At 64.0% G+C, this 24,860-nt stretch carries 21 protein-coding genes and 1 pseudogene; 7 read left to right on the plus strand and 15 right to left on the minus strand.

What is annotated here, in order from left to right; all coding sequences use genetic code 11:
• Positions 1-17: 17 nt before the first annotated feature.
• The 4 genes from QYS36_RS02770 to QYS36_RS02785 all read right to left on the minus strand — a co-directional run bounded on the left by QYS36_RS02770 (position 18) and on the right by QYS36_RS02785 (position 4,263).
• On the minus strand, positions 18-1,127 hold the full coding sequence (locus tag QYS36_RS02770) for a class II histone deacetylase (RefSeq protein WP_308838048.1): 1,110 nt from the start codon (positions 1,125-1,127) through the stop codon (positions 18-20).
• Positions 1,124-2,305: an MFS transporter gene (locus tag QYS36_RS02775; protein ID WP_308838049.1), complete on the minus strand. Its 1,182-nt coding sequence runs from the start codon at positions 2,303-2,305 to the stop codon at positions 1,124-1,126. Before QYS36_RS02775 ends, QYS36_RS02770 begins: the two co-directional genes overlap by 4 nt.
• Before the next feature lie 10 nt (positions 2,306-2,315).
• Positions 2,316-3,188, minus strand: a complete 873-nt coding sequence (locus tag QYS36_RS02780) for a transporter (RefSeq protein ID WP_308838050.1) — start codon at positions 3,186-3,188, stop codon at positions 2,316-2,318.
• A gap of 94 nt (positions 3,189-3,282) precedes the next feature.
• Positions 3,283-4,263, minus strand: a complete 981-nt coding sequence (locus QYS36_RS02785; protein WP_308838051.1) for a helix-turn-helix transcriptional regulator — start codon at positions 4,261-4,263, stop codon at positions 3,283-3,285.
• Between the two features lie 416 nt (positions 4,264-4,679).
• Between QYS36_RS02785 and QYS36_RS02790 the strand changes: the two genes are divergently transcribed.
• Both QYS36_RS02790 and QYS36_RS02795 read left to right on the plus strand, forming a co-directional pair.
• Complete coding sequence (locus QYS36_RS02790; protein WP_308838052.1) at positions 4,680-6,323, plus strand: Na/Pi cotransporter family protein; 1,644 nt, start codon at positions 4,680-4,682, stop codon at positions 6,321-6,323.
• Entirely contained in the window at positions 6,323-7,714 is a 1,392-nt protein-coding gene (locus QYS36_RS02795; RefSeq protein WP_308838053.1) for an insulinase family protein, read from the plus strand. The genes QYS36_RS02790 and QYS36_RS02795 overlap by 1 nt, the downstream gene beginning before the upstream one ends.
• A 130-nt stretch (positions 7,715-7,844) precedes the next feature.
• Here QYS36_RS02795 and QYS36_RS02800 read toward each other — a convergent pair.
• Positions 7,845-7,970 (minus strand): annotated as a pseudogene (locus tag QYS36_RS02800) (L-rhamnonate dehydratase); the annotation flags it as partial.
• Between the two features lie 235 nt (positions 7,971-8,205).
• Here QYS36_RS02800 and QYS36_RS02805 point away from each other — a divergent pair.
• Positions 8,206-9,159, plus strand: a complete 954-nt coding sequence (locus QYS36_RS02805; RefSeq protein ID WP_308838054.1) for a hypothetical protein — start codon at positions 8,206-8,208, stop codon at positions 9,157-9,159.
• Positions 9,160-9,534: 375 nt separating this feature from the next.
• On the opposite strand, the gene QYS36_RS02810 is transcribed toward QYS36_RS02805, so the two are convergent.
• The 10 genes from QYS36_RS02810 to QYS36_RS02855 form a co-directional block, all read right to left on the minus strand.
• A complete protein-coding gene (locus QYS36_RS02810) occupies positions 9,535-10,710 on the minus strand; it encodes an L-rhamnonate dehydratase (RefSeq protein ID WP_308838055.1) in 1,176 nt (391 codons plus the stop codon).
• A gap of 492 nt (positions 10,711-11,202) precedes the next feature.
• Complete coding sequence (locus QYS36_RS02815) at positions 11,203-12,162, minus strand: amidohydrolase family protein (RefSeq protein ID WP_308838056.1); 960 nt, start codon at positions 12,160-12,162, stop codon at positions 11,203-11,205.
• 1 nt (position 12,163) lies between these two features.
• Positions 12,164-13,174 carry a TRAP transporter substrate-binding protein gene (locus tag QYS36_RS02820; RefSeq protein WP_308838057.1) on the minus strand — a complete coding sequence of 337 codons (1,011 nt, stop codon included), beginning with the start codon at positions 13,172-13,174 and terminating at the stop codon, positions 12,164-12,166.
• 27 nt (positions 13,175-13,201) lie between these two features.
• On the minus strand, positions 13,202-14,128 hold the full coding sequence (locus tag QYS36_RS02825) for a YncE family protein (RefSeq protein WP_308838058.1): 927 nt from the start codon (positions 14,126-14,128) through the stop codon (positions 13,202-13,204).
• Positions 14,129-14,177: 49 nt separating this feature from the next.
• Complete coding sequence (locus QYS36_RS02830; protein ID WP_308838059.1) at positions 14,178-15,164, minus strand: TRAP transporter substrate-binding protein; 987 nt, start codon at positions 15,162-15,164, stop codon at positions 14,178-14,180.
• 33 nt (positions 15,165-15,197) lie between these two features.
• Positions 15,198-16,478 carry a TRAP transporter large permease subunit gene (locus tag QYS36_RS02835; RefSeq protein ID WP_308838060.1) on the minus strand — a complete coding sequence of 427 codons (1,281 nt, stop codon included), beginning with the start codon at positions 16,476-16,478 and terminating at the stop codon, positions 15,198-15,200.
• Complete coding sequence (locus QYS36_RS02840) at positions 16,475-17,002, minus strand: TRAP transporter small permease (RefSeq protein ID WP_308838061.1); 528 nt, start codon at positions 17,000-17,002, stop codon at positions 16,475-16,477. The genes QYS36_RS02835 and QYS36_RS02840 overlap by 4 nt, the downstream gene beginning before the upstream one ends.
• Positions 17,003-17,105: 103 nt before the next feature.
• A complete protein-coding gene (locus QYS36_RS02845; protein ID WP_308838062.1) occupies positions 17,106-18,122 on the minus strand; it encodes a 4-hydroxythreonine-4-phosphate dehydrogenase PdxA in 1,017 nt (338 codons plus the stop codon).
• Positions 18,119-19,078, minus strand: coding sequence for an amidohydrolase (locus tag QYS36_RS02850; protein ID WP_308838063.1), 960 nt, complete (start codon positions 19,076-19,078; stop codon positions 18,119-18,121). The genes QYS36_RS02845 and QYS36_RS02850 overlap by 4 nt, the downstream gene beginning before the upstream one ends.
• Complete coding sequence (locus QYS36_RS02855) at positions 19,071-20,396, minus strand: MFS transporter (protein WP_308838064.1); 1,326 nt, start codon at positions 20,394-20,396, stop codon at positions 19,071-19,073. Before QYS36_RS02855 ends, QYS36_RS02850 begins: the two co-directional genes overlap by 8 nt.
• Positions 20,397-20,651: 255 nt before the next feature.
• Here QYS36_RS02855 and QYS36_RS02860 point away from each other — a divergent pair, with 255 nt between their 5' ends.
• From QYS36_RS02860 to QYS36_RS02875, 4 genes are all read left to right on the plus strand, one after another.
• The gene (locus QYS36_RS02860) at positions 20,652-21,656 is read left to right on the plus strand and encodes a tripartite tricarboxylate transporter substrate binding protein (RefSeq protein ID WP_308838065.1); all 1,005 of its coding nucleotides are present in this window, start codon (positions 20,652-20,654) and stop codon (positions 21,654-21,656) included.
• Positions 21,657-21,721: 65 nt separating this feature from the next.
• Positions 21,722-22,252, plus strand: coding sequence for a tripartite tricarboxylate transporter TctB family protein (locus QYS36_RS02865; protein ID WP_308838066.1), 531 nt, complete (start codon positions 21,722-21,724; stop codon positions 22,250-22,252).
• A complete protein-coding gene (locus tag QYS36_RS02870) occupies positions 22,249-23,769 on the plus strand; it encodes a tripartite tricarboxylate transporter permease (protein WP_308838067.1) in 1,521 nt (506 codons plus the stop codon). Before QYS36_RS02865 ends, QYS36_RS02870 begins: the two co-directional genes overlap by 4 nt.
• Positions 23,770-23,881: 112 nt before the next feature.
• A complete protein-coding gene (locus QYS36_RS02875) occupies positions 23,882-24,820 on the plus strand; it encodes a LysR family transcriptional regulator (RefSeq protein ID WP_308838096.1) in 939 nt (312 codons plus the stop codon).
• Positions 24,821-24,860 lie beyond the last annotated feature (40 nt).

Here is a 24,860-nt window from a genome sequence, read left to right on the forward strand (position 1 = left end):
CGAGTCACGCCGCCTGCTCATGCCAGTTGCGTGGCGAGCTGAGCTACATGCCCCTGCAGGAACTGGCTGACCGCTGCGCCGGGCTGCTGCAGCTGCAGGAGTGCCAGCAGAGGGTCATCGACGGCGGTGCGTATGCCGGCCATCTCCTCGATGACCGCCAACCCGCAGAAAGGCACATAGGCCTCGGCATAGCCGCCCTCGTGAACCATCACCAGGCGCCCGCCACAGTGGCGCTCGGCAGCTTGCTTGACCAGCGCGGTCATCGCCCGGAACGAGTCGCTGTGCAGCAGCATGCGGGCAAGCGGATCGACGCCATTGGCGTCGTAGCCGCAGGCCACCACGATCAGCTGCGGCGCGAAGCGATCGAGCGCCGGTATCACGATCGAACCCATGGCCTGCAGATAAGCGTCATGGCCGCTGCCGGGCGGTAGCGGAATGTTGATGTTGAACCCCTGGCCGGCGCCGCGCCCGCGTTCCTCGATGCCGCTGTAACCAGGCGGAAAGCAGTTTTCCTGATGCAGGGAGATGGTCAGCACATCGTCACGCTGTTCGTAGATCGATTGCGTTCCGTTGCCGTGGTGGACATCCCAATCGATGATCGCCACTCGCCCAAGCCCATGCGCTGCCTTGGCCGCCTCGATGGCAATGGGGATATTGGCCAGGAAACAGAAGCCCATCGCCTGGTCGGCGAGGCAGTGATGGCCAGGCGGCCGCGAGAGCGAGTAGGCGTTGCTGAGCTCGCCCCGCATCACGCTGTCCACGGCGGCTATCGCCAGCCCTGCCGACAACTTGGCGATTTCATAGCTGCCCGGGCCGATGGGCGCATTGGCTCCCAACTCTCCGCCGCCGGCATCGCTCAGGGCCTTGAAGCGCTGCAGGTAAGCCTGGGGATGAACGCGCAGCAGATCGGCCTCGCTGGCAGGTTCTGCACTGCGCAGCGCCAGCTGGCGGCTCAGGCCCGAGACGTCCATCAGGCATTTGAGCCGACGCTTGGATTCGGGCGATTCGGCAAATCCGGCGGCAGCCGGTGGCTGCACCCAGCCGCCAACCGGCAAGACCAAGGCGTGCATGCCGGCGCTGTGCCAGAAACACAGCTCGTCGAAGAAAAAACCGGTCGTACCGTTCATGGCTGCACTCCAGTGGACGCGAATGAATAAACAGGTGGCTTGTGCAGCAACTGGCCAAGCATCAGCAACAGGCAGGACAGCAGCAGGCAACAGGCGCTGCCCAACAACACCAGGCTCATGCCCTCAGCGCGCTCCAAAATTGGCCCTGCCAGCATCGGGCCCAGCGCCAGGCCGCCGCCGATGACCAGGTTGACGGTACTCATCAGCCGCCCCCGTTGATCAAAACTGGCAAGGGTGGCGAGAATGAACGGCAGCACGAAGGTCCAGGCGTACTTGAACAGCAGCGCGGCCAGGGCGAAACGCCAGAGGCCAGGATCCGCCATGAGCAGCACCACCGCAGCGGCCATCACAGCGTACCCGCCCAGCAAAGGGACGCGCCGCGACCATCGCGAGCCGGCCAGCGTTGCGCAGAGCGAGCCGAGAATGCCCAACACGGTGGCGATGGAAAGAATCTGCCCACTGCTGAGCGCGTCGATGTCGGCGGCCGCGGCAATGCTGCCGATGAACGTCCAGACCGCACTGAGGCCGGCGTAGAACAGCAGTACTGCCAGCACTCCAAGAACACCGGGCAGTACGCTGCCTGCCGAACAGAGCGATGACTGTGCGCGAGGTTGGGCAACTGCGGCTGGAAAGCAGCCGGCCAGGGGCATGCACAGGGCCATCAGCAAGGCCAGACTCAGGTAAAGCGCCTTTAGCCCGGCCATGGCGAACAGCGCTGGCAACACCCACAAGCCCAGCGCCCCGAGCACCAGCTGGCCGCTCACCCACAGCCCATAAACCCGCTCCGGCTGGGCACTGCCCGAGGCACTGGCGATACAGATGACCATCAGCGTGCCTCCGGCCAGGGCGCTCAACGCCCGCAGCCATAACAGTGCGTGGAAATCCAGGCTATAAGCCGACAGCAGATTAACCAGGACGAACGCCCCGGCCGCGGCAAAGGCAACGCGTCGCCAATTCCAGCGCGACAGCCAGTAGTAGGACGGCAGGGTCGCCAGACTCATCGCCGCCAGCTCGACGGAAAACAACTGGCCGATCCGCGCGGGGCCGAGGCCGAGCTGCGCGGCATATTGCGCAGCGACTACCGGCGCGGTCATCAGCACGCAAGGGGCGATGGCCGCGAACAGCACGACGGCCAAGAGCTGCCGAGCGCTAAGCCCAATCAGGTTGGATAGGGACATGGCAGCCTCCTCAGAATACGTGCGCGAAGCGCAGCAGCAGGCTGTTCTGCGCATAGGCATTGGAAGCTGCCACGTTGCGGGTCAGGCCCAGCATCAACTGGTTGCGGCGGTCCAGCCAGTGACCGACCTCGAAACCGAGCTGGGTGTAGCGCTGGTGAGTGTCGTCGAGGGTGCGGCCGTTGAGCTGCAGCTCGCCGCCATCGGCGTGGATCAGCCGAAAGGCCCCGTAGGTGCTGGGCGTGAAGTCGTAGGAGGCGAATGCCTGCAGGCGATAGAGGGGTTTCTGCTCGAGGTCGGCGCCGAAGTAATCGTCGTTCTTGCCGTACAGGTAGGCTTCGACATTGGCCTCCAGCAGCCAGTTCTCGCCGACCCCCTGGGTGTAGTTGTAATTAAGGTTCAGGCTCCAGCGATTCGAGCCGGCAGATACCGCCGCATTGCGGCTGTCGTACTCACCAATGGGCACGCTGAGCATCGTCAGCAGGCCGCTGTAAGTGCGGGCTTTGGGGTCGTTGATGAAAAACAGCGTGCCGCCGATCTGCGGGTCGCCCACCCCGTGGTCACTGGTGCGCTCGGCCGCGCCGGGCAAACGTGCCTCGGTATCGACGTAGGAGACCACGAACTGAGGCGTACAGAGGGTCCCGCAGATATCACTGAACCACAGCTGCCGGTAGGCGAAGACGTTGACCGCCAGATCCGCTTTGCCGGTGCCGTCCGCTACACCGTGATAGTCGTTGGCGCGCACCAGGGGCAGGTAGGCGACACCAACGCTGGTGCCGACCGGCGCCGAGACGAAATCCCGCGCATTCAGGTCGGCAGCCTGCGCACCGGACCAGGCCATCGCAGCCAGAGAGAAGGGGGCCAAGCATGCATAGCGAGTGAACATGGCGTTTTCCTGTTGTGTGTTTCTTCGGAATAAACGGCAGACAAAACTTTCCCGTGACCGCTGTTTTGCGCAGCAGTCGGTTGCTACTTCTGGGTCAATTTGGCGGGTGGTTGAGCAGCTGGGCGATGCCCGCCTTGCCGCTTACCCCCAACTTCTCGTAGATGCTGCGAATGTGGTGACGCACCGTATTGGGCGCCAGCCCCAGTTCGCGGGCGATCTCCTTGTAGGTCCGGCCGCCGCCAAAGCGCTCGGCGACGTCGGTTTCCCGCGCGCTCAGGACGTTGAGCGCCGAGCAGGGGCGCACCACCAGCAGGTGGAAGTCACCCACCAGCGTGGACTCCAGGGTCAGCTTGTGGCCCTGGTAGCCGCCAAGCGTCAGCTCCGCAGGCAGGCAGGCGCCTTGCCAGTGAGGCCATTCGACCAGCATGTGATCGACGAAACCACGCTCGGCATAGTGCAGCACACCCTGCTGGTCACAAACGGCAAGCGCCAGGGTGCCCGGGCCATTTAGAGTTTCGCGCAGGGCCACCAGGGCACGAATATGATTGGCGCCCTCGGCGGTCACCAGGTGGGGCATGAGGTGATCGAGCAGCAACTGATCCTCGTCCGCAAAAGGTGCTGCGCCGAGATTTCTGTACAGGGTCAGATGGACCACCAGCTGGGTAGGCTGATCGATATGGATAACGCATAGAAACTCGCCAAAGCCGTGCTCGGCGCCCAGCCAGCGCAATCCCTCGGGCGTCTGCTCGGCCTGACTGTCGATGAACACTGAACGGCCGGGCCGGGCCTGAGCAAGGGGTATGGTGATGTCCTGCTCACGGATAGAGCGCCAGTCGTCGACATAGCTGGCTGGCAACATGAACACCGAGCTGCTGTGCTCCTCGGGGAGACCGTCTACCAGTGCCGAACGCCCCCACCACGCCTTGTCGAAGGCGATCACGTCCTGCAATCGCGTCAGGGCTTGCTGGCGAAACAGCGTCAACGGGGTGTTCTGGGCCAGCTGCTGCAACTCGAGAGCCAGGGTATTGAACGCGGTAAAACGATCGGCGCAGAGCGCGCGTTGTTTGATGCTCATGGCGTAGTACCTTGCTGCGACTTTTTTATTCTTGTCTGAACCGTTCTACGGTTCTCAGTCATCAGTGAGCGGCCAGTCAGTGGAGACGGGGGCAGGGCCTGAGACCGAGTATCCCCGCAGCCCGACGCCATGGCTATCCTACAGATGCAGGATGCGGTTGCCCGGCCCGGTACGCGCGGCAACGACGCCCATCCCACAGCTGGGATGGGCGCTCCAGCCCAAGCCACGATGTGCACTCATCGCCGGTCACCTGCCGTGCGACCCGGCAGGCGTTTGTTTCCTGGAGCCGCGCGCTGGCAGCTACAGTTGCAACTAGGCACCGATTGATTCGAAGCCCGGCTATGTGACTGGCCCGTTCGCGGGCCCGTCACCGGTAATCCCAGCCCGATCGAATCTGCGTATCAGGGAGATGCGTGATGTTGACGTTGCTCAATCTGTTGTCCGCCATTGCCCTGCTGATCTGGGGCACCCATATCGTGCGTACCGGCATCCTGCGGGTGTATGGCTCGCAACTGCGCCGGGTGCTCAGCCACAACGTCGGCAAGCGGCCGATGGCCTTCGTTGCCGGTATCGCCGTGACCGCCCTGGTGCAGAGCAGCAACGCCACGGCGCTGCTGGTCACCTCGTTCGTCGGCCAGGGCCTGATGGCGCTGACCCCGGCGCTGGCGATCATGCTCGGCGCCGATGTCGGCACTGCGCTGATGGCGCGGGTGCTGACCTTCGACCTCAGCTGGCTGTCGCCGCTGCTGATCTTTCTCGGCGTGGTGTTCTTCCTGTCGCGCAAGCAGACCCGCGCCGGCCAGCTCGGTCGCGTGGCCATCGGCCTGGGGCTGATGATTCTCGCCCTGCAGTTGATCGTTGCTGCTGCCACACCGATCACCGAGGCCAAGGGCATCCACGTGCTGTTCGCCTCGCTGACCGGCGACGTGCTGCTCGATGCGGTGGTTGGCGCACTGTTCGCGCTGATTTCCTACTCGAGCCTGGCCGCGGTGCTGCTCACCGCCACCCTGACCGGCTCTGGCGTCATCGGCCTGCCGGTGGCCATCGGCCTGGTGATCGGCGCCAATATCGGCAGCGGCGTGCTGGCCTTTCTCAACGCCAGCATGCAGAGCCAGGCCGGCCGCCGCGTGGCCCTGGGCAGCCTGCTCTACAAGCTGATCGGCCTGCTGCTGGTGATCCCGGTGCTCGACCCGCTGGCACACTGGCTGGACAGCCTGAAATGGCACCCCGCCGAGCTGGTGATCGGCTTCCACGTGCTCTACAACACCCTGCGCTGCCTGCTGATGCTGCCGACCCTGGGGCTGATGGCGCGCTTCTGCAACTGGCTGCTGCCCGATCGCCCGGACATCAACGCCGTCGCCAAGGCCCGCCACCTCGACCCCACGGCGCTGTCCACGCCGAGCCTGGCGCTGTCCAATGCGGTGCGCGAAACCCTGCGCATCGGCGATCTGGTCGACAGCATGCTCGGCCATCTGCAGGACGCCCTGCGCGGCAGCCAGCCGATCCTCGCCAAGGACCTGCGGCGCATCGACGACGACATCGACGCCCTGTATACCGCCGTGAAGCTTTATCTCGCCCAGGTTCCGCAGGAGGACCTGAGCGAAGCGGACAGCCACCGCTGGGCCGAGATCATCGAGTTCTCCTCCAACCTGGAACGGGCCGGCGACCTTATCGAGCGCATGCTCGGCAAGATCCAGGACGAGAAGACCGCCCAGCGTCATGCCTTCTCGGAAAGCGGCCTGGAGGAGCTCACTGCGCTGCACGAACGCCTGCTCGGCAACCTGCGCCTGGGCCTGTCGGTGTTCTTCTCCGCCGACACCGATGCCGCCCGCCAACTGCTACGCGAGAAACGCCGCTTCCGCATCCAGGAACGCCGGCTCACCCATTTACATGTCGAACGTCTGCATAGGCAGGTGGTCAAGAGTCTGGAAACCAGCTCACTGCACCTGGAACTGATCGACGACATGAAACGCCTCAACTCGCTGTTCTGCGCAAGTGCCTATGCCGTACTCGGCAACCACGAAACCGGTGCCCTGCTCGCCGAAGAAGGTGGCGAATAGTGCTGTCTGCCGGTCGCTCACTGGCGCTGCTGCTGGGCCTGTTGCTGTGCAGCCAACTGTGGGCGGCCGACCGCCTGAAGGTCGAAGGCTACCCGCTGGACAACGGCCTGCAGCTGATCCTCAAGCCCACCACCGAGCGCGGCCACGTGTCGATCCGCCTGGTGGTCGGGGTCGGTTTCGACCAGTTCGACTGCGACCACAAGGAGCTGCCGCACCTGCTCGAACACCTGCTGTTCAGCGGCATCGACGACAGCGGCGAAGCCGGGCTGGAAGAGCGCATGCAGGCCCTCGGTGGCGACTGGAATGCCTTTACCCGCGACAGCGACACCACCTTCGTCCTCGAGGTGCCGGCCGCCAATCAGCGTGCGGCCCTGGATCTGCTGCTCGCCGCGCTGTTCAACACCGAATTCACCGCCGAACGCATCGAGGCGGCCAAGCGGGTGATCGTCCACGAAAATGGCGAACACCCCGCTGCCTGGCAGCGCCTGCTGGGCGCCGCCACCAAACGCGACGATGCCACCGAACAGCTTGCCGCCGAGCTGGGCCAGGCCTGTGCCGAGCAGGATTCCCTCGACCGGCTGGACGCCGCTGCTCTGGAGCGTTTGCACGAACAGTGGTACGTGGCCAACAACATGACCCTGATCATGGTCGGCGACCTGGATCGCCGCCTGCCCGCCTACCTCGAACGGCGCTTTGGCGAACTGCCGCCCGGCCCGATGCCCGAGTTGCGCGAACTGCCGGAAAACACCGGCCACGCCGAGCCCGAGCGCACGCTGACCAGCGGCCTGGTCGGCGACACCGCGCAGGTCAACCTGATCTTCACCGAGCCCTGGGTCGGCGAGCTCGACCAGGGCACCTGGCAGATGCTGCGCGACTACCTGCAGTGGGCGGTGTACCGGGATCTGCGCCTGGAACACGGCCTGGCCTACAGCCCCACCGTGCTGCGCAGCGCCTACGGCAGCAGCAGCTTCTTCAGCATCCACGCCGACGTGGCCCGCAAGGATGTGGCGCAGACCCAGCAGCGCCTGCACGAGCTGCTGCAGCGCCTGGCCAAGGACGGCCTCGACGACGCCACCGTCGAACGCCTGCGCAGCGTCGCCCTCGCCCGCCAGAACTGGACCGCCCAAGGCAACAGCGCCCTGGCCGACACCTACTGGAGCTCCCTGGGCAGTTACGCAGACGGCCGCTTCGCCGACCCGGCTCCGGAACTGCGCAAGATCCACACCGCCCAGCTCGATGCGGCGCTGAATCTGCTGCTCAAGCAGCCGAGCTATCTGCGCGTCGAGCAGCCACTGCTGAGTACTGCCGGTCTGTATGTGGTGGGTGCGGTGGCGGTGGTGATTCTGTTGCTGGCGCTGGTGGGACTGGTGAGCCTGCTGCGCCGTCGCTAACGAACAGCCCCGGATAACCGGGGCTCGAAGATGCAGCGAACGCAGTCGTGGCTTACTCGATGATATTGAACTCGCTCAGGTACGCCTCGGAGATTTCCAGGCCCAGGCCGGGCTCGTGGTCGTCCCCACCAAGCCATCGCGGCTCGTATTCGGAGAGTTGGGGCAGCATGCGGCGGACATATTCCAAGGTCTAGCCCATTTAGCACTTGTGCATGATGCTCACTCCAGGATCTGCCAACTCAAGCAGGGCACCTACCAGCCGCAACGGCGACGAAATTCTTCGTTCTACTCAATGGCTGCAGGCAGGTAAGCCATCAGCAAACTGCTATCCGAACATCGAACAGTAGCCTCCAGCATGCTTGTGAGTTCTGACGACCGGAGGCAATAGCCCTTAAGACCTCCCCCAAACGGCCGAGATAGGAGATAGAACATCGCACCGCGATGCCAGCTAACGCTCGCGCGCAGGACAGCCAAATCCAAGGAATAAGGATATGACCAATTTCAACGTGGACAGTCTATTGGCCGGCCGTTCGGTCACAGCGGGCGCTGCGATCAAAGTCGTTCAAGGTGATATCGACAAAACTACTGCAGCACCCGGCAGACAGCCCATCGGCACCCCATCGGGCGTTACGGTAACTATCTCGCCCGCAGCCACGAAGATATCTCTTCTACTCAAGAGCGAGTCCACCGGAAGTACCACCGCTGCCATAAATTTCGATGCCTTTCTGGACCTTAACCACCAGCAGATCAAAGAGCACAGCAAAAACGCAGATTTTCTTCAGGAGTTGCCCGACGATCTCAACCACGAACGGCAAACGGTAGCGAAGCAGGCAGCCAACTACCTTCTCGAGCATCATTACGGTGAGGAAAAACTCTACGGTGCCCAGACGGCAGAAAACCCTTTCGCGTCGCTGGATCGCGTGACGCTTTCGAAGATCTCCTTCAACGACTCGGGGCTTTTTACCCCAGCAGAGCGCCAGGTAGCTTTTCTGGAAATGACCAATCGCGACATGCTGTATCGCAATGAAACCTATGACTTGGGTGAAAGCTTAAGAAGAGCCGACGACTTGGCGGGATCTTACGTCATCAATTTTCTGCGGGACGCAAAGCTGGAGGGCACCATGAGCGAGGGAGAAAAGGCGTGGAGAAAATGGCCCACAGCCACACAGCTCGAGGCTATTGCAGCCGCGGCAGTGCGCAATGATCCGGTGAAGCTGCCAACTCTACCCGAGTATCAGAACTTGAATAGCCAGGGCAAACCCTTACTGGCGTTCATGGTTGGCGGAGATGGTTCGGGCACATGGAAAAACATCGCTTTCGAAGAATTGGCCTCTGAAACCATGCCCGTCAGGCTTATCCATTCACTCATCGAAAAAACCAAGGCCACTCAAACCGAACACCCTTGGCTATCGCTCTATCTGAGTATCGACAGCCTGGGAAGGTAATACCGCACAGGATCCGGGCGACTCTGCGTAATACCTCTCGCTCTCCAGTCAGCTTAGCCTGCAAAGATCGTCTGTAGCACACTGCTACCGATGCTGCCCCCCGGGCAGCTACGAAGAAGGCCGCTTCGCCGACCCGGCACCGGAACTGCGCAAGATCCACACCGCCCAACTCGATGCGGCGCTGAACCTGCTGCTCAAGCAGCCGAGCTATCTGCGCGTCGAGCAGCCACTCCTGAGCACCACCGGCCTGTATGGGGTGGGCACTGTAGCGGTGGAAGATTCTGTTGCTGGTGGGACTGGTGAGCCTGCTGCGCCGTCGCTAACGAAAAGCCCCGGATGACCGGGGCTCGAAGATGCAGCGAACGCAGTCGTGGCTTACTCGATGATATTGAACTCGCTCAGGTACTCCTCGGAGATTTCCAGGCCCAGGCCGGGCTTGTGGTCGTCCAGTTGGATGTAGCCATTGACCGGTGCCGGCTCACCTTTGAACACGTAGTAGAACAGTTCGTTGCCGACCTCGACGTCGAACACCGGGAAGAACTCGGCCATTGGCGAAGCGGTGGTCGACATGGTCAGGTGGTAGTTGTGCATCTGCCCGGCATGGGGGATCACCGGCACCGACCAGGCTTCGGCCATGGCGTTGATCTTGCGCGCCGCGGTGATGCCGCCCACGCGGTTGGTGTCGTACTGGATCACGTCCACGGCGCGGCGCTCAAGCATCTCCTTGAAGCCGTAGGAGGTGAATTCGTGCTCGCCGCCGGAGATCGGCATGATGCCCATCTTCTTCAGCTCGATATAGCCTTCCAGGTCGTCGGCGATCACCGGTTCCTCCAGCCAGCGCGGTTCGAATTCGGCGAGCTTGGGCAGCATGCGGCGGGCGTACTCCAGGGTCCAGCCCATGTAGCACTCGAGCATGATGTCCACGTCCGGGCCGGCCAGATCACGCAGCGCACGCACCTGCTCGATGTTGCGGCGCATGCCCGCCGGGCCGTCCTTCGGCCCGTAGCCGAAGCGCATCTTCAGGGCGTTGAAACCCTGGTTCAGGTAGCCCTGGGCCTCTTCGAGGAACAGGTCGAGGTTGTCGTTGGCATAGAGCTTGGAGGCGTAGGTCCAGATCTTTTCCTTGGTGCGCCCACCGAGCAGCTTGAACACCGGCTTGTTGACCGCCTTGCCCATGATGTCCCAGATGGCGATGTCGATCGCCGAAATCGCCGCCATGCCGATGCCCTTGCGGCCCCAGGCATGACTCTGGCGGTACATCTTCTGCCAGATGTATTCGTTGTCGAACGGATCCTCGCCGATGGCGATGGGCGCCAGGTAGGTGTCGATGATCTCCTTGGCCACACGCGGCGCCAGGGCGCAGTTGCCGATCCCGACGATGCCGCTGTCGGTCTCCACCTCCACCACCAGCCAGCCGTGGAAACGGAACGAGCCCATGGCATCGCCGCGCTCGAAGAGGATGTCGCTGGCATTGGTGCAGAAGTGCGCCTGCGGCGGCACGACCTTGCCTTTCCATTCGAAGACGCGGGTGCGGATGGATTTTATTTTCATGTTGAGCTCCTTGGAGTAGACACGATCAGACGCACGCCACGTTGAGCGACGCGGCTGGAGTGGTTGAGGGACGAGTGAGGTGGTGGATCGAAAAGGGCAGGAGCTGCAGATGGCCTCGCGGGCTGGCGCAAGCCAGGGCCACACACGATAGTCGGGTTGTCATGCTTGCTCCTTCTTTGCCGGTGATCGCCTTGCGAAGAGTCAAGGCGGGCTTTTTATAGGTTTATCGAGACAGCCAGCGCTGCCTGTTGCCGCCGACTCTAACCATCACATTTGGCGACGAATAATCACTTATGCGCATTCAGTGATAACCACAGGAAATGCCTTGAGCGAGAAAGCATGTCGGTGCGTTATCACCCTCTAAGGGCAATGGATTCCCGAATGGGGTCGTTGAATGCCAGGCAAACGCCTCCTTCATCAGGCCGATAGCCTGACGGGAGGAGTGAGAAAACTCAGAGGATGCGCGGTCGCACAGTCGCCCTTGATTCAGGGCTAATCCCCCAGCTCGAGCCGATAGAAATTCTTTGCGTTACGCCAGAAGAACGCGTCGCGCTGCGCGTCGTCATAGCTCGCCAGCACGCTATTGAACGCGGTGACCAGCTCGCCATAACCGATACGCAAGCCCGCCACCGGGTAATTGCTGGCGAACAGGCAACGCTCGATGCCGAACAGCGACAGGGTTTCTTCGATCACCCCGCGGTTGCCTTCCAGCGTCCAGGGGACGTCCCGCAGGCCCAGTTCGGAGACCTTCACGCTGACATTCGGCTGCGCCGCCAGCGCGGCCATGCCGGCGCGCCAGCCTTCGAGGCCAGCCGGGCTGCGATCCCAGGGGAAGCCCATGTGATTGAGCACGATGGGCACCTCGGGAAAGGCCGCCGCCACCTCGGCGGCTTCCTGCAGGTGCCAGTACGGCACGCGCAAATCCCAGGACAACCCGTGCCTGGCCAGCAACGCGAAGCCGCGCAGCCAGGCCTCGTCCTGCATGCTGCCGCTCTGGCCGCGCACGCTGGCGGCCAGCTCGGGGCACGAGGCCGTCAACGGCTTGCTGCGAATGCCGCGCAGCAGGGGAAACTCCAGATGCCGGCCGAGCACCTCCTCGCATTCCGGGCGGTGAAACCAGACATGCGCGACCACCGCATTGGGAAAGCCATAGCGCGCATGTTGCTCGTGTATCCAGCGGGTTTCCGCCACCTGATCGGCGCGCTCGTGCTCGGCCTCGCAGTGCACCGTGGCCAGCACCCGCTGGGCGGCGCTGTCGGCCAGGTAATCCTCGGGCAGGTAGTTGCGCCGCAGCGGCGCGTAGTCGCCGAGAAAGAAGCCCGGGTCGACCTCGTTCTGCAACCAGGGGTAGCGGTGGCTGTCGAGGTTCCACAGGTGATGATGGGCATCAATCAGCCGCTGCCCGCTGGCCGCGTAGGGCAGGCCGAGGCGCTGGTGCAGGCACTCGGGCATCTCAGTTGGCGCCGCGCAAACGCTGCAGTTCAGCCTGCCAGGCGCTGACGAAATCGGCATCGATACTGCCACTCACCTGCTCGGTGACCACCTTGGCTTGCTCGACGAAGCGCTGGCGCTGTTCGTCGCTCAGGGCATTGACTTGCATGCCGGCGTCCTTGAGTTCGGCCAGCTTGTCCTGGTTGGCCTTGCGGGCGATGGCACGCTGTTCGCCTCGCGCCTGCTCGGCGGCCTGGCGTACCTGAGCACGCTGGGCATCGTCGAGCGAGTCCCAGGTCTTCTTGCTCATCAGCAGCACGTAGGCGGTGTAAATGTGCTCGCTCAGGGTCAGGTACTTCTGCACCTCGTTGAAACGCTGGGTGGCGATCAGCGAGATGGGGTTTTCCTGGCCATCGATGGCGTGCATTTCCAGGGCACCGAATACCTCGTTGATCGGCATCGGCTGAGCGTTGGCGCCCAGGTGCTCGAAAAAGGTACGGAAGATCGGGCTCTGCACGGTGCGGATCTTCAGGCCCTTGAGATCTTCCCATTTCTCGATGGGGCGCTTGCTGTTGGTCAGGTTGCGAAAGCCGATTTCCCAGAAGCCCAGACCGACCAGGCCCTTCTCTTCCAGCTTGGCCAGCAGTTGCTGGCCCATGGGGCCATCGAGCATCGCGTCCACTTCGGCCGGCGAATTGAACTGATACGGCAGGTCGAGCACGCCAAACTCCTTGACCAAACCGACCAGTGTCGGCGCGCCGACCAGGGCGAACTCGACCGTGCCGGCCGGCAGGGCGCCGAGCATCTGCACGTCGTTGCCGATCATCGCCGAGGGGAACACCTTGACGTTGAGGGTGCCGCCGCTCGATGCCTTCAGGTGCTCGGCAAACAGCTTGGCACCCTGTGGGCCAGGCGCATCAACGGGGTCGCCGGCGCTGAGTTTGAAGCTGCGCTCCTCGGCGTGGGCGGCGAGGCCCGGCAGCAGCAGGGCCAAACCGAGGGCGGCCAGGGTGCGAGTGAATGCCTTGTTCATCTTGTTGTTCTCCGAAAGGACGGGATTTCAGCGCACGATGACCTGGGATACATCCGGCTCGAGCAGGGTGTGGAAGTAGCGAAGGAAGCTGTAGGTGTTGAGGTCGAGCATGCCGACGCGTTGATCCTTGAGCGTGACGAAGGCCAGGTCGCGGGTCGGGTGCAGGCTCATGGCGATGGCGTGGGTGTCCAGCTCGATGCGGTGGATTTCCTCCAGCTCGGCGTTGAACACGGAAATCGAGTGCTCGGCGTAGTTGGTCACGTACAGGCGATCCTGCCGGTCGCGGTAGATGCGTGTCGGGTCGGCGCCGGTACGGCCGCGGCGGGTCACTTGCAGCGTTTCGACATCCACGGCGACGATGCCGTTGTCGCCACGGGTAGCGACGTACAAGGTGCGCTCGTCGGCGCTGTAACAGTTACCCTCGGGCATGCTGCCCGGCTGCAGCGGAACTGGCGCGATGGTCGGATCCTGCGGTTTCAAACGGGTGATGGTGTTGCTCAACAGGTTGAGGGCGAAGGCGGTTTCGCCACTGCGGGTCAGCGCCACCAGGTGGCTCTTGTAGCCGCCGGAGGGAATGGCGCGATCCGGGGTGTCCTTGAGGTGCGGCTGGTCGAAGATCAGCAGGGTCGAGTTGCCTTCGCTGAGCACGTAGAGACGATCCTGCTCGTCCATCGCCAGGCCATGGGGGCGACGGAACGGCCAGATGCTCAGGGTGCGCACGTGCTCGGCCTTTTGCAGATCGATGACGAACACCGAGCAGCCGCCCTCGCCTTCGTGGCTGGAGGTTTCGATGCCGTAGTGGCCGACGTAGGCGAAGCGGTTCTGCGAATCCACCACGAACTCGTGAGGGAAGTCCGGCAGGCGGATATGCTTGATCGCGTCACCGCTCTCGACGTCGTAGAAGCTGAAGGTGTGGGCGCATTTCTGCACCAGCAGCAGAATTTCCTGACTCATGATCTCGATTCCTCGAAGCGGCGCACCGGGCGCCGCCGGGTTGATGGGTTCAGCGCAAGGCGTCGATGGCGTCCAGCAGCTGGCTGCCGTGCTGTTTGATGAAGGTGTCGCGCACCGGCTGGGAAACCGCCTGGCGGAAGGCTTCGCGGTCGACCTTGGGCTCGATCTGCATGCCCTTCTCGGCCAGTTCGGCCAGGTACTTGCTGTCGTTCTCGGCATTCATCCGGCGCTGCGCCTGGCCGGCGGCGCGGGCCGCGTCCACCAGCACCGTCTGCTGCTCGGCCGGCAGGGCGTCGAATTTCTGTTTGTTCATCACCAGCACCAGCGCGGTGTAGGCGTGGTGGGTCTGCGACAGGTACTTCTGCACCTCGTAGAAGCCCGACGACCAGGTGATGCTAAGCGGGTGCTCCTGGGCATCGACGGCCTTCATTTCCAGGGCGTTGTACAGCTCGGCCAGCGGCAGCGGCTGCGGGTTGGCGCCGAGCAGGCGGAAGGCCTCGATCTGCGCCGGGTTGCTGGAAGTGCGGATCTTCAGGCCCTTGACATCCTCGGGCACGCGCACCGGCTTGCGCGAGTTGGTGATGTCGCGAAAGCCCACTTCCCAATAAGCCAGGCCCTTGAGGTTGTGCTCGGCTAGGCCGTCGAGCAACTGCTGGCCGATCTGGCCATCGAGCACCCGATAGGCATGGGCGCTGTCGGCGAACACGAACGGCAGGTCGAGTACCGACATGCGTGGGGTCAGGCCACTGAAATTGGGCGTACCGGACATTTCCAGGTCGATGGTGCCGCCACGCACACCGGCGATCATCGCCTGGTCGTTGCCCAGCATGCTGTTGCCGTAGGCGCGTACCACCAGCTCACCGTTGCTGCCATCCTTGACCCGCTGGGAGAACTCCTTGGCGGCCAGGCTCTGGGTGTCGCTGTCCGAACCGGCGAAACCGAAACGCAGCGTGGTGGCCGCCTGGGCCTGCAGAACGGAGCAGCCCAGCAGCAACAGGCAGCCCAGGGTACGAAGTCCTTTGTTGTTGTTTTTCATCGTTACTTCCTTGCTGTGAGTGAACAGGAACATTCAAGGCAGGAACCAGCGCATGGGCGTCATCACCAGTTGGGGGAAGATGATCAGCAGCGCCAGCACAGTCAGGTGCGCGAACAGGAACGGAAGCACCCCACGCATCACGCCATCGAGTGGTACCTTGCCGACGCCGCTCATCACGCTGAGCACGTTGCCCACGGGCGGGGTGATCAGGCCGATGGAAGTGTTGAGGATGAACAGGATGCCGAAGTACACCGGGTCGATACCGGCGAGCTTGATCACCGGCATGAACACCGGCGTGAGGATCAGCACGATGGGCATCAGGTCCATGGTGGTACCGACCACCAGCACGATCGCCATGATCACTACCAGCAGCAGTTGCGGCCGGTCGATAAGGGGCTCGAGCAGGTCGCTGACCAGCATCGGCAGCTCGGCGATGGTCATCAGCCAGGACGACACCAGCGCCGCCGCGACCAGGAACATCACCACCGCCGTGGTGCGACCGGCATCGAGAAACACCTGATACAACTCGCGCAACTTCAACTCGCGGTAGACGAACAGCGACACGAACAGCGCGTAGACCGCAGCCACGGCGGCGGCCTCGGTGGGCGTGAAGATGCCCAGCTTCAACCCCCCGATAATCAGCACCGGCAGCATCAACGCCCAGATGCCGTCACGTAGTGCCCGAAGCACTTCGGCGCGCGAGGCCTTCTTGCCTACCGGCAGGTCGCTGCGCCGCGCCAGCCACCACCAGGTGCCCCACAGCGCCAGGCCCATCATCAGCCCCGGCACGATGCCGGCCATGAACAGCTTGGTGATCGACACGCCACCGGCGACGCCGAACACTACCAGCGGGATCGATGGCGGGATGATCGGCGCGATGATGCCCCCCGCGGCGATCAGCCCGGCCGAGCGGTTGGGGTCGTAGCCCGCCTTGCGCATCATCGGCATCAGCATCGCCGCCACCGCAGCGGTATCGGCCACGGCCGAGCCGGACAGCGACGCCATGACGATAGCCGCGATGATCGCCACGAAACCCAGGCCGCCGCGCATGTGGCCGACCAGGGCCATGGGCAGCGCGACGATGCGTCGCGACAGACCACCGGCGTTCATCAACTCGCCGGCCAGCATGAAGAAGGGAATTGCCAGCAGTGGGAAGCTGTCGGCGCCGCTGATCAGGTTCTGCGCGAGGATCTGCGCATCGAAGGTGTCGAGCTGAATCATCAGCGCGACGCCGGCCAGCATCAGCGCGAAGGCCACCGGAATACGCATGGCCATGGCGCCCAGCAGGGAGCCGAGAAAAACCAGAATGGTCATTTCGAGCCCTCGGAAATCACCGCGCCGTCACCCTCGCCCGCTACGCTGCGCAGCGGGTCGGCATGGCGGAACAGGAGTTGGAACAGGCGGCTGAGGATGATCGCGCCCATGGCCAGACTGCACACCACACCCGCGGCGTACATCCAGCCCAGCGGCAGGCCGGCCACCGGCGAAAGGTTGTCCATGTTGATCAGCGTCTGCTTGACGCTGCCGACCAGGAACAGCCCACAACAGAACAGCATCAGCAGCTCGGCGAGCACTGCACAGCAGCGCTGGGCAAAGACCGGCAGGCGACGGAAGAACAGGTCGATGCCCAGGTGAGTGTTGTCGCGCAGGGCGATCACCGCACCGATGAAGGTCAGCCACACGAACAGGTAGCGTGCACCTTCATCCGACAGGGCGATGCCGGAGTTGAAGCCGTAACGCAGCACCACATTGACGAAAATCAGGGTCACCATGGTGAACATGCAGAACACCACGATGCCCTCGAACAGGCGGGATAACAGCAGGGTTAGCAGGCGCATGAGCACACACCTCCCCCGAAGCCGGGCAGCCATGGCTGCCGGCGGTTGTGATCGATAGTCATGGCTGGCTCCTTGTTATTGTTGTTCTTGGAAAAGCGCGGGATCAGCCCCGTTGTCGGCTGCCCATCCGACAGGCGATCTCGAAGGCCTGACGGGTCGCGCCGACATTGGCCTTGCCCTGCCCGGCGATATCGAACGCCGTACCATGCGCCGGCGTGGTGATCGGGATGGGCAGGCCGCCCTGCACCGTCACGCCACGGGAGAAGCCCATCAGCTTGATCGCGATCTGGCCCTGGTCGTGGTACATGGTCACCACCGCATCGAAGGCCTGGCTGTCGCCCTGCACCTTGAGAAAGATGGTGTCGCCCGGGTACGGGCCGATGGCCTCGATACCCTGCGCGCGAGCCTGCTCCACCGCCGGGCCGATGATGTCCAGCTCCTCGCGGCCGAAGCTGCCGTTGTCGCCGTTGTGCGGGTTGAGGCCGCAGACGCCGATGCGCGGCTTTTCCAGACCGTTGCGTTTGAGCGCGGTGTCGATCAGCTCGATCGCCTGCACCACCCGCTGCTGGCTGAGCAAGCCGGGCACCTCGGCCAGGGCCACGTGGGAGGTCACCCGCGAGGTCCACAGGTTGTCGAGCACGTTGAATTCGCAGAACGGGCCGTCGAAGCCGAGGTATTCGGCGAACCAGTGCAGCTCGTCGCTGTGGCCCATGCCGGCCATGTGCAGCGAGGTCTTGTTCAGCGGGCCGAACAGGATGGCGTCGGTTTTTCCGTCAGCGGTCAGGCGCAGCGCCTGTTCGAGAGTGTCGAGGCTGTACTGGCCGCCGATCACGCTGGCTTCGCTGCGCGGGAAGGCGCCCTGGGCACGGCCGCGAAACGGCAGTAGCAGCGGCGTGTCGTCGACGAAACTCAGGTTATCGGTCGACTCGATGAGCCGGTACGGGAACGACTGGCCAGCGATGTCCATGCCGCGGCGTACTTCAGCCTCGTCGGCGATCAGCAGTACCTGGGCCTTGCGGCGCACCTCGGGCTCGGCGAGCAGGCGGGCGATCAGCTCGGGGCCGATGCCGGCGGGGTCGCCCAGCACCATGGCCAGGCGGGGAAGGGTCGAGTTGCTCATGCGGTTGTCCTCAGGTCGGAAGATGCGTCCGGAATGCGAATGACGTCCGGCACGGTGCGGTACAGGCGCCGCGCATTGTCGTGAAAAAGCTGTTGCTGCTGCTGGCGTGGCAGGTCGGCGACGATGCGCTTGAAGCCGCCATAGATGTCGTCGAACGAGCCGCACAGGCTGTCGACCGGAAAGTTGCTGGCGAACATCACCCGCTCGGCGTCGAACATGGCGATGGTTTCGCGCACGATCCAGGCGTTGTCTTCAACGCACCAGCGCCGGCCCGGCAAGCCGATGCCGGACACCTTCACCGCCACGTTTGCGCAGCTGGCCAATTGCGCCATGGCGGCATGCCAGCCGGCCAGGCCCTGCTCGCTGCGATCCGACGGCAGCCCAGCGTGGTTGAGAATCAGCTGGGTGCCGGGGAAATCGTGGGCCAGCTCGATGGCTTCGGGCAGGTTCCACCAGGGCGTCTGCAGGTCGAAGTGCAGGCCGTGGCGCGCCAGCTCGGTGTAGCCACGACGCCAGCCTTCATCGCTCATCAAGGTGCGCGAGCGGCCGACCTGATCCGGCGAAGCAGGCCCGCCGGGCTTGTGGCGCACGCTGCGCACGCGCTGAAACTTCGCCTGGGCGGCGAGCACCTGAGCGGCATCCGGCGCATCCAGCCAGGCCTGGGCAACCACCGCATTGGGCGCGCCATAGCGCAGGGCGACGTCGTGGATGAAAGCCGTTTCGCCAATCGGGTCACGCGGGTCCCACTCGGTTTCCACATACACGGTGGCCACCACCTGGTGCTCGCCGGCATCGGCCATGTAGTCGTCCGGGTAATAGGGCCGTTTGATGGCGCTGTAGTCGCCATAGCGAAAGGGAATGTTCTCCGCTCCCGACAACCAGGGATGATGGTTACGCTGCGGGTCCCAGAAATGATGATGGGCGTCGATGATCGGCCCGTCGTAGAGATCAGCCATGGGCCACCTCGGTTTTGTCCAGGGAGATCAGCAGGGTGCCGACGATGAACAGCCCCGAGCACAGCGCAAAGAAACCCAGCACCGCGGCGTAACCACCGGCATGTTGCAACAGCAGCCCCACCAGGATCGGCACGGCGATACCGCCGAGGCTGCCGGCCATGTTCATCACGCCGCCGATCAGGCCGACCCGTGCCGGTGAGGCCAACAGCGCCGGGAAACTCCAGTACAGGCTGCCCCACATCAGGAAGAACGCGGTCAGTGACAGCAGGCCGACGGCCAGGTACGGATCGGTCAGGCTCGGCAGCAGCAAAAAGGCGCCCAGCGCGACCAGGCCAGAGAAGGCCAGCAGGCTCTTGGCTGCCAGGCCTCGGCGTACGCCCTTGGCGATCAGCCGATCACAGAGAAAGCCGCCGGTCAGCGAACCCGCAGCACCGCACAGGAAGATCACGAAGGTGGCGGCGCCGATGCCCTTGATGTCGAAGCCACGGGCCTGGGCCAGATAGCTTGGCCCCCAGGTCAGCAGACCGAAGAACACCATGGCCCAGCTGGCGCGGCCGAGCAGGATGCCGGTTAGCGAGCGACGGGCGATGCCCAGGCCGCGCACGGTCTGCTTGGCCGCTTCGGCCATGCTCACCACCCGACCTTCGTTGATCACGGCGAGCTCGGCGTCGTTGACATCAGGGTGCTCGGCGGGGTTATCGCGCAAGTAGTGCCAGGCCAGCCAGGCCATGGCGAGCGTGGCGATACCGGCGATGAAGAAGGCGGTGCGCCAGGAGCCCAGTACGGCGATCAGGTAGGCGATGATCAGCCCGCCCAGGGCCACGCCCAGCGGCCCACCGCAGTCCATCAGCACCGCGCCGCGGCTGCGTTCACCGCTGCCCAGCCACAACGAATTGAGCTTGCCGCCGGCCGGGAACAGCGGCGCTTCGGCAGCGCCCAGCGCCACGCGGGCGAACATCAGCGACAGGCCGCCGGTGGCGAACGCGGCGAGGGTCTGGAAGGCGCCCCACAGGCCGGTCGACCAGCCAATCACCCGGCGCGGGCCATAGCGGTCGATCAGCCAGCCGCCGGGAATCTGCAACAGCGCATAGGCCCAAAAGAAGCTGCTGAGGATCAGCCCCTGCATGCTCGGGCTGAGGCTGAATTCGCCGGCGATCACCGGCATGGCGATGGACAGGGAAACCCGGTCGATCAGATTGATCACGGTGAGGGCGAAGATGATGGTGAAGATGCGCCAGCGCACCCGGGAAGGTTTGCTGACCAGAACACTGGCCGAGGGGGTGTGCGCCGGCAGGGCGACAGGTTGAGCCTGAGCCATGGGAGTACCTCTGTGTTGTTGTTTTTGTAGTAGCGGGCGACTGGCGGTCAGCCGGGCCGAATGAACTATCGGCCCGGCCAACGATAACCGTCTAATCAAAGCTTCTCATACGGACATAGCCTGGAGTTATCGCTACACGAGCTGTGCAGAGATAACCTGAAGCTATCGGAGTATCAGTTCTTTTGAGTAGACGCTTATCGACACCCTTCGCACACTCCGGGCAACCCACAAGAACGACAACAATGAGGTAGCCCCATGTACAGCCCCCGTACGCGTCATGTTCCCGCCCTGCTTGCCGCCCTGTTCTGCACCGCGCCACTGCCCGCCGTGGCGGACTGGAAACCCGAAAAGAACGTGGAGATCGTCGTGGCCGGCGGCCCCGGTGGTGGTACCGATCAGCTCGGCCGGGTGATCCAGTCGGCAATCACTCAGCACAAGCTGCTCGACGTCAACACCGTGGTGTTCAACAAGGGCGGTGGCAATGGCGCCGAAGCTTTCCTGGAAATGAAATTGGCCGAGGGCGACGCCAACAAACTGGTGATCGGCACCAACAACGTCTACCTGCTGCCGCTAGTGGCCAAGCTGGGCTATCAATGGACCGATCTCACCCCGGTCGCTGCGGTGGCCGAAGATGACTTCATACTCTGGACCTATCAGGGCGCGCCCTGGAAGGACGCTGCCTCGTTCAAGACCGCCCTGGCCAAGAATGCTGCCAAGATGCGCATTGGCGGCAGCCAGTCCAAGGACGTCGACCAGACCCTATCGCTGCTGCTCGGCCAGCAGGCCGGCACCAAGCTCACCTACATCCCCTTCAAAAGCGGCAGCGAGGCGTCCACGCAGCTGGCCGGCAAACACATCGCCGCCAACTTCAACAACCCGGCCGAGAGCGTCAGCCAATGGCGCGGTGGCCAGGTGGTACCACTGTGCGTGTTCAGCCAGGAGCGCATGGGCTACACCCAGAAGGTGACCGAGACCCAGTCCTGGGCCGACGTGCCGACCTGCAAGGAGCAGGGCCTGGGCATCGACCAGTACCGTTTCCCGCGCACCGTGTTCCTGCCCGGCGGCGTCACCGACGAGCAGCGCGCCTTCTACGTCGAGCTGCTGCGCAAGGTCAGCCAAACACCGGAATTCAAGACCTACGTGGAACGCTCGGCCCTGGCACCGACCTTCCTCTCCGGCGACGAGCTGGTGAGCTACATCGAGAAGGATCGCGAGCGCGTTATCCCGGTGTTCAAGGAAGCCGGCTGGCTGCGCGACTAAACCGCGCGCCCTTCCCGACCGGCGCTTGGACGCCGGGTTGTACTGTTCACCGCGAGGAAATCCTCATGTCCAACACCACGGATACGCCGCTGGTCGCCACCCGCTGGGTGGAAATCGGCCTGGCACTGTTCACCGCCGCACTGGGCGCCGTCGTCATGGTCGGCGCCGTCGAGATCGGCATGGGCTGGGGCGATGTCGGCCCCGAGGCCGGTTACTTTCCCTTCTACATCGGCCTGCTGCTCAGCGCCGCCAGCGTCGGCAACCTGATTCTGGCGCTGCTGCGCAATCCGGCGCTGAATGCCACCTTCGTCGGTCGCAAGGCGTTCCGCCAGGTGCTGGCGGTGTTCGTACCGATCGTCCTGTACGTCACCGCCATGCCGTTCACCGGTATCTACCTGGCCTCGGCAGTGTTCATCGCCTGGTTCATGTGGCGTGACCGCCAGCGCAGCACGCCGTACGGCATTCCCATCGTGGCGGCGATTTCCTGCGGCGCTGCGCTGGCCAGCTACCTGATCTTCGCCCTGTGGTTCAAGGTGCCGCTCGACAGCGGTGTGCTGGGTGACCTGGCGGCCGTCGCCGGAGGAGCGCTGCGATGAGCGAAATCGACTCCCTGATGCAGGGCATGGCCCTGATCCTGACCCCGCATCACATCGGCCTGATGGTCATCGGCGTGCTGCTCGGCATCCTCGTCGGCGTGCTGCCCGGCCTCGGCGCACCCAATGGCGTAGCCTTGCTGCTGCCACTGACGTTCACCATGGAGCCGGTGTCGGCGATCATCCTGCTCTCGTGCATGTACTGGGGCGCGCTGTTCGGCGGCTCGATCACCTCGATCCTGTTCAATATTCCCGGTGAACCCTCATCGGTGGCGACCACCTTCGATGGCTACCCCATGGCGCGCAACGGCCAGGCCGGCGAAGCATTGACTGCGGCCTTCACCTCGGCGTTGCTCGGTGCGCTGGTCGGCGTGCTGCTGCTGACCTTCCTGTCCACGCGCATTGCCGAGTTCGCCATGGCGTTCAGCTCGCCCGAGTTCTTCGCCGTCTACCTGTTGGCGTTCTGCACCTTCATCGGCATGAGCAAGAACCCGCCACTGAAGACCGTGGTGGCAATGATGATCGGTTTCGCCATGGCCGCCGTCGGCATGGATACCGTTTCCGGCGAGCTGCGCCTGACCTATGACCAGCCTTGGCTGCTCTCGGGCCTGAGCTTCGAAGTGGCGGTGATCGGTCTGTTCGGGATTGGCGAGATTCTCTGCACGGTCGAGGAAGGTCTGGTGTTTCGCGGCGAGCGCGCGCGCATCACGCCGATGACCATCCTGCGCACTTGGGCCAAGCTGCCACGCTACTGGCTGACCTGGCTGCGCAGCGCCCTGGTCGGCTGCTGGATGGGCGTCACCCCGGGAGGGCCGACCGCCGCCTCGTTCATGAGCTACAGCCTGGCGCGGCGCTTCTCGAAGAACCGCGACAACTTCGGCAAGGGCGAAGTGGAAGGCGTGATCGCTCCGGAAACTGCCGACCACAGCGCCGGCACCAGCGCCCTGCTGCCGATGCTGACCCTGGGTATTCCCGGCTCGGCGACCGCCGCAGTGATGCTCGGCGGCCTGATGATCTGGGGCCTGCATCCCGGCCCGACGCTGTTCGTCGAGCAGCACGACTTCGTCTGGGGCCTGATCGCCAGCATGTACCTGGGCAACGTGGTGAGCCTGATCGTGGTGCTGGCCACCGTGCCGCTGTTCGCCTCGATCCTGCGCATTCCGTTCTCGATCATCGCGCCGATCATCATCATGGTCTGTTCGATCGGCGCCTACTCGGTGCACAACTCGATGTTCGACGTCGGCCTGATGCTGGTCTTTGGTGCCCTGGGCTACCTGTTCAAGAAGCTCGGCTACCCCATCGCCCCGCTGATTCTCGCGGCAGTGCTGGGCGACAAGGCCGAAGACGCGTTCCGCCAGTCGATGCTGTTCTCCGATGGCCAGCTGTCGATCTTCTGGTCCAACCCGCTGGTCGGCAGCCTGACTACCGCCGCGCTGCTGATGCTGTTCTGGCCATTGCTGGCCCGCGTCCTCAAGGCGCTGCTCGGCACCCGCCAGGGGCACGCGCGTCGTGTCTCGTAATCGTCAGCAGGCCGGGCTGTTCCTGGCCACGGCTACGGGGCGCTCGCTGATGACTGGCGAGCGCCGCGATTTCTTGTCACCCTTGGCCGACGCCCCCGCCACGAGCCGCGCCATGTCCCGCATTCCTGACGCCAGCATCATCCACAGCCGCCTGCGCTTGCGCCAGCTACGCCTGATGCTGGCCCTGCAGGAGTTCGGCTCGCTGCGCCGCGCCGCCGAGGAGATCGGCATGACCCAACCGGCGGCCACCAAGATGCTCCATGAGGCGGAAAGCCTGCTCGGTGTCGAGCTGTTCGAACGCCTGCCGCGCGGCATGCGCGCTACGGCCTTCGGCGAAACGGCGATCTACTACGCCAAGATGATCTTTGCCGAGCTGTCGGGCATGCGCGAGGAGTTCGCCGCGCTGGAATCGGGCAACCTCGGGCGGGTCACCATCGGCGCCATTCCGGCCCTGGCCTCGGGCCTGCTGACGCGCACTATCGCCACGCTGAAGAAGAGCCACCCGCGGCTGTCCATGAGCATCCAGGTCGATACCAGCGACGTGCTGGTACAGGCCCTGCAACAGGACCAGCTGGATGTGGTGCTGGGACGGATTCCCGACGGCGCGCGTACCGATGACCTGCTGTTCGACAGCCTGGGCGAGGAAACCCTGTGCGTGGTGGCCGGCGCCCAGCATCCCATGGCCGGGGCCAGCAAGCTGAGCTGGCACGAGCTGCAGGATATGACCTGGGTGCTGCAGCAGCATCCCAGCCCGATGCGTACGATCATCAACCAGGCATTCCACAACGCGCGGGTCGACATTCCCAGCAGCATCGTCGAGACCACCTCGATCATGACTCTGCTGTCGCTGTTGCAGCAGACCGACATGATCGGCGTCACCCCGGTGTCGGTGATCAACGACTACCCCGGCAAGCACCTGCTCAAGGTCCTGCCGATCGTCTTCGAGCCACGCTTGCCGCCCTACGGCCTGATTACCCGCCGCCACCGCATTCAGTCATCGGCCATGCAGGCGTTCATCAATGCGGTAAAGGACGAACACGCCAACGAGTGATCGCCTGCAACCAGGCTTTTCGCAACGAAACGGCAACTTT

Source organism: Pseudomonas sp. G34 (assembly GCF_031119625.1).
GTDB lineage: Bacteria > Pseudomonadota > Gammaproteobacteria > Pseudomonadales > Pseudomonadaceae > Aquipseudomonas.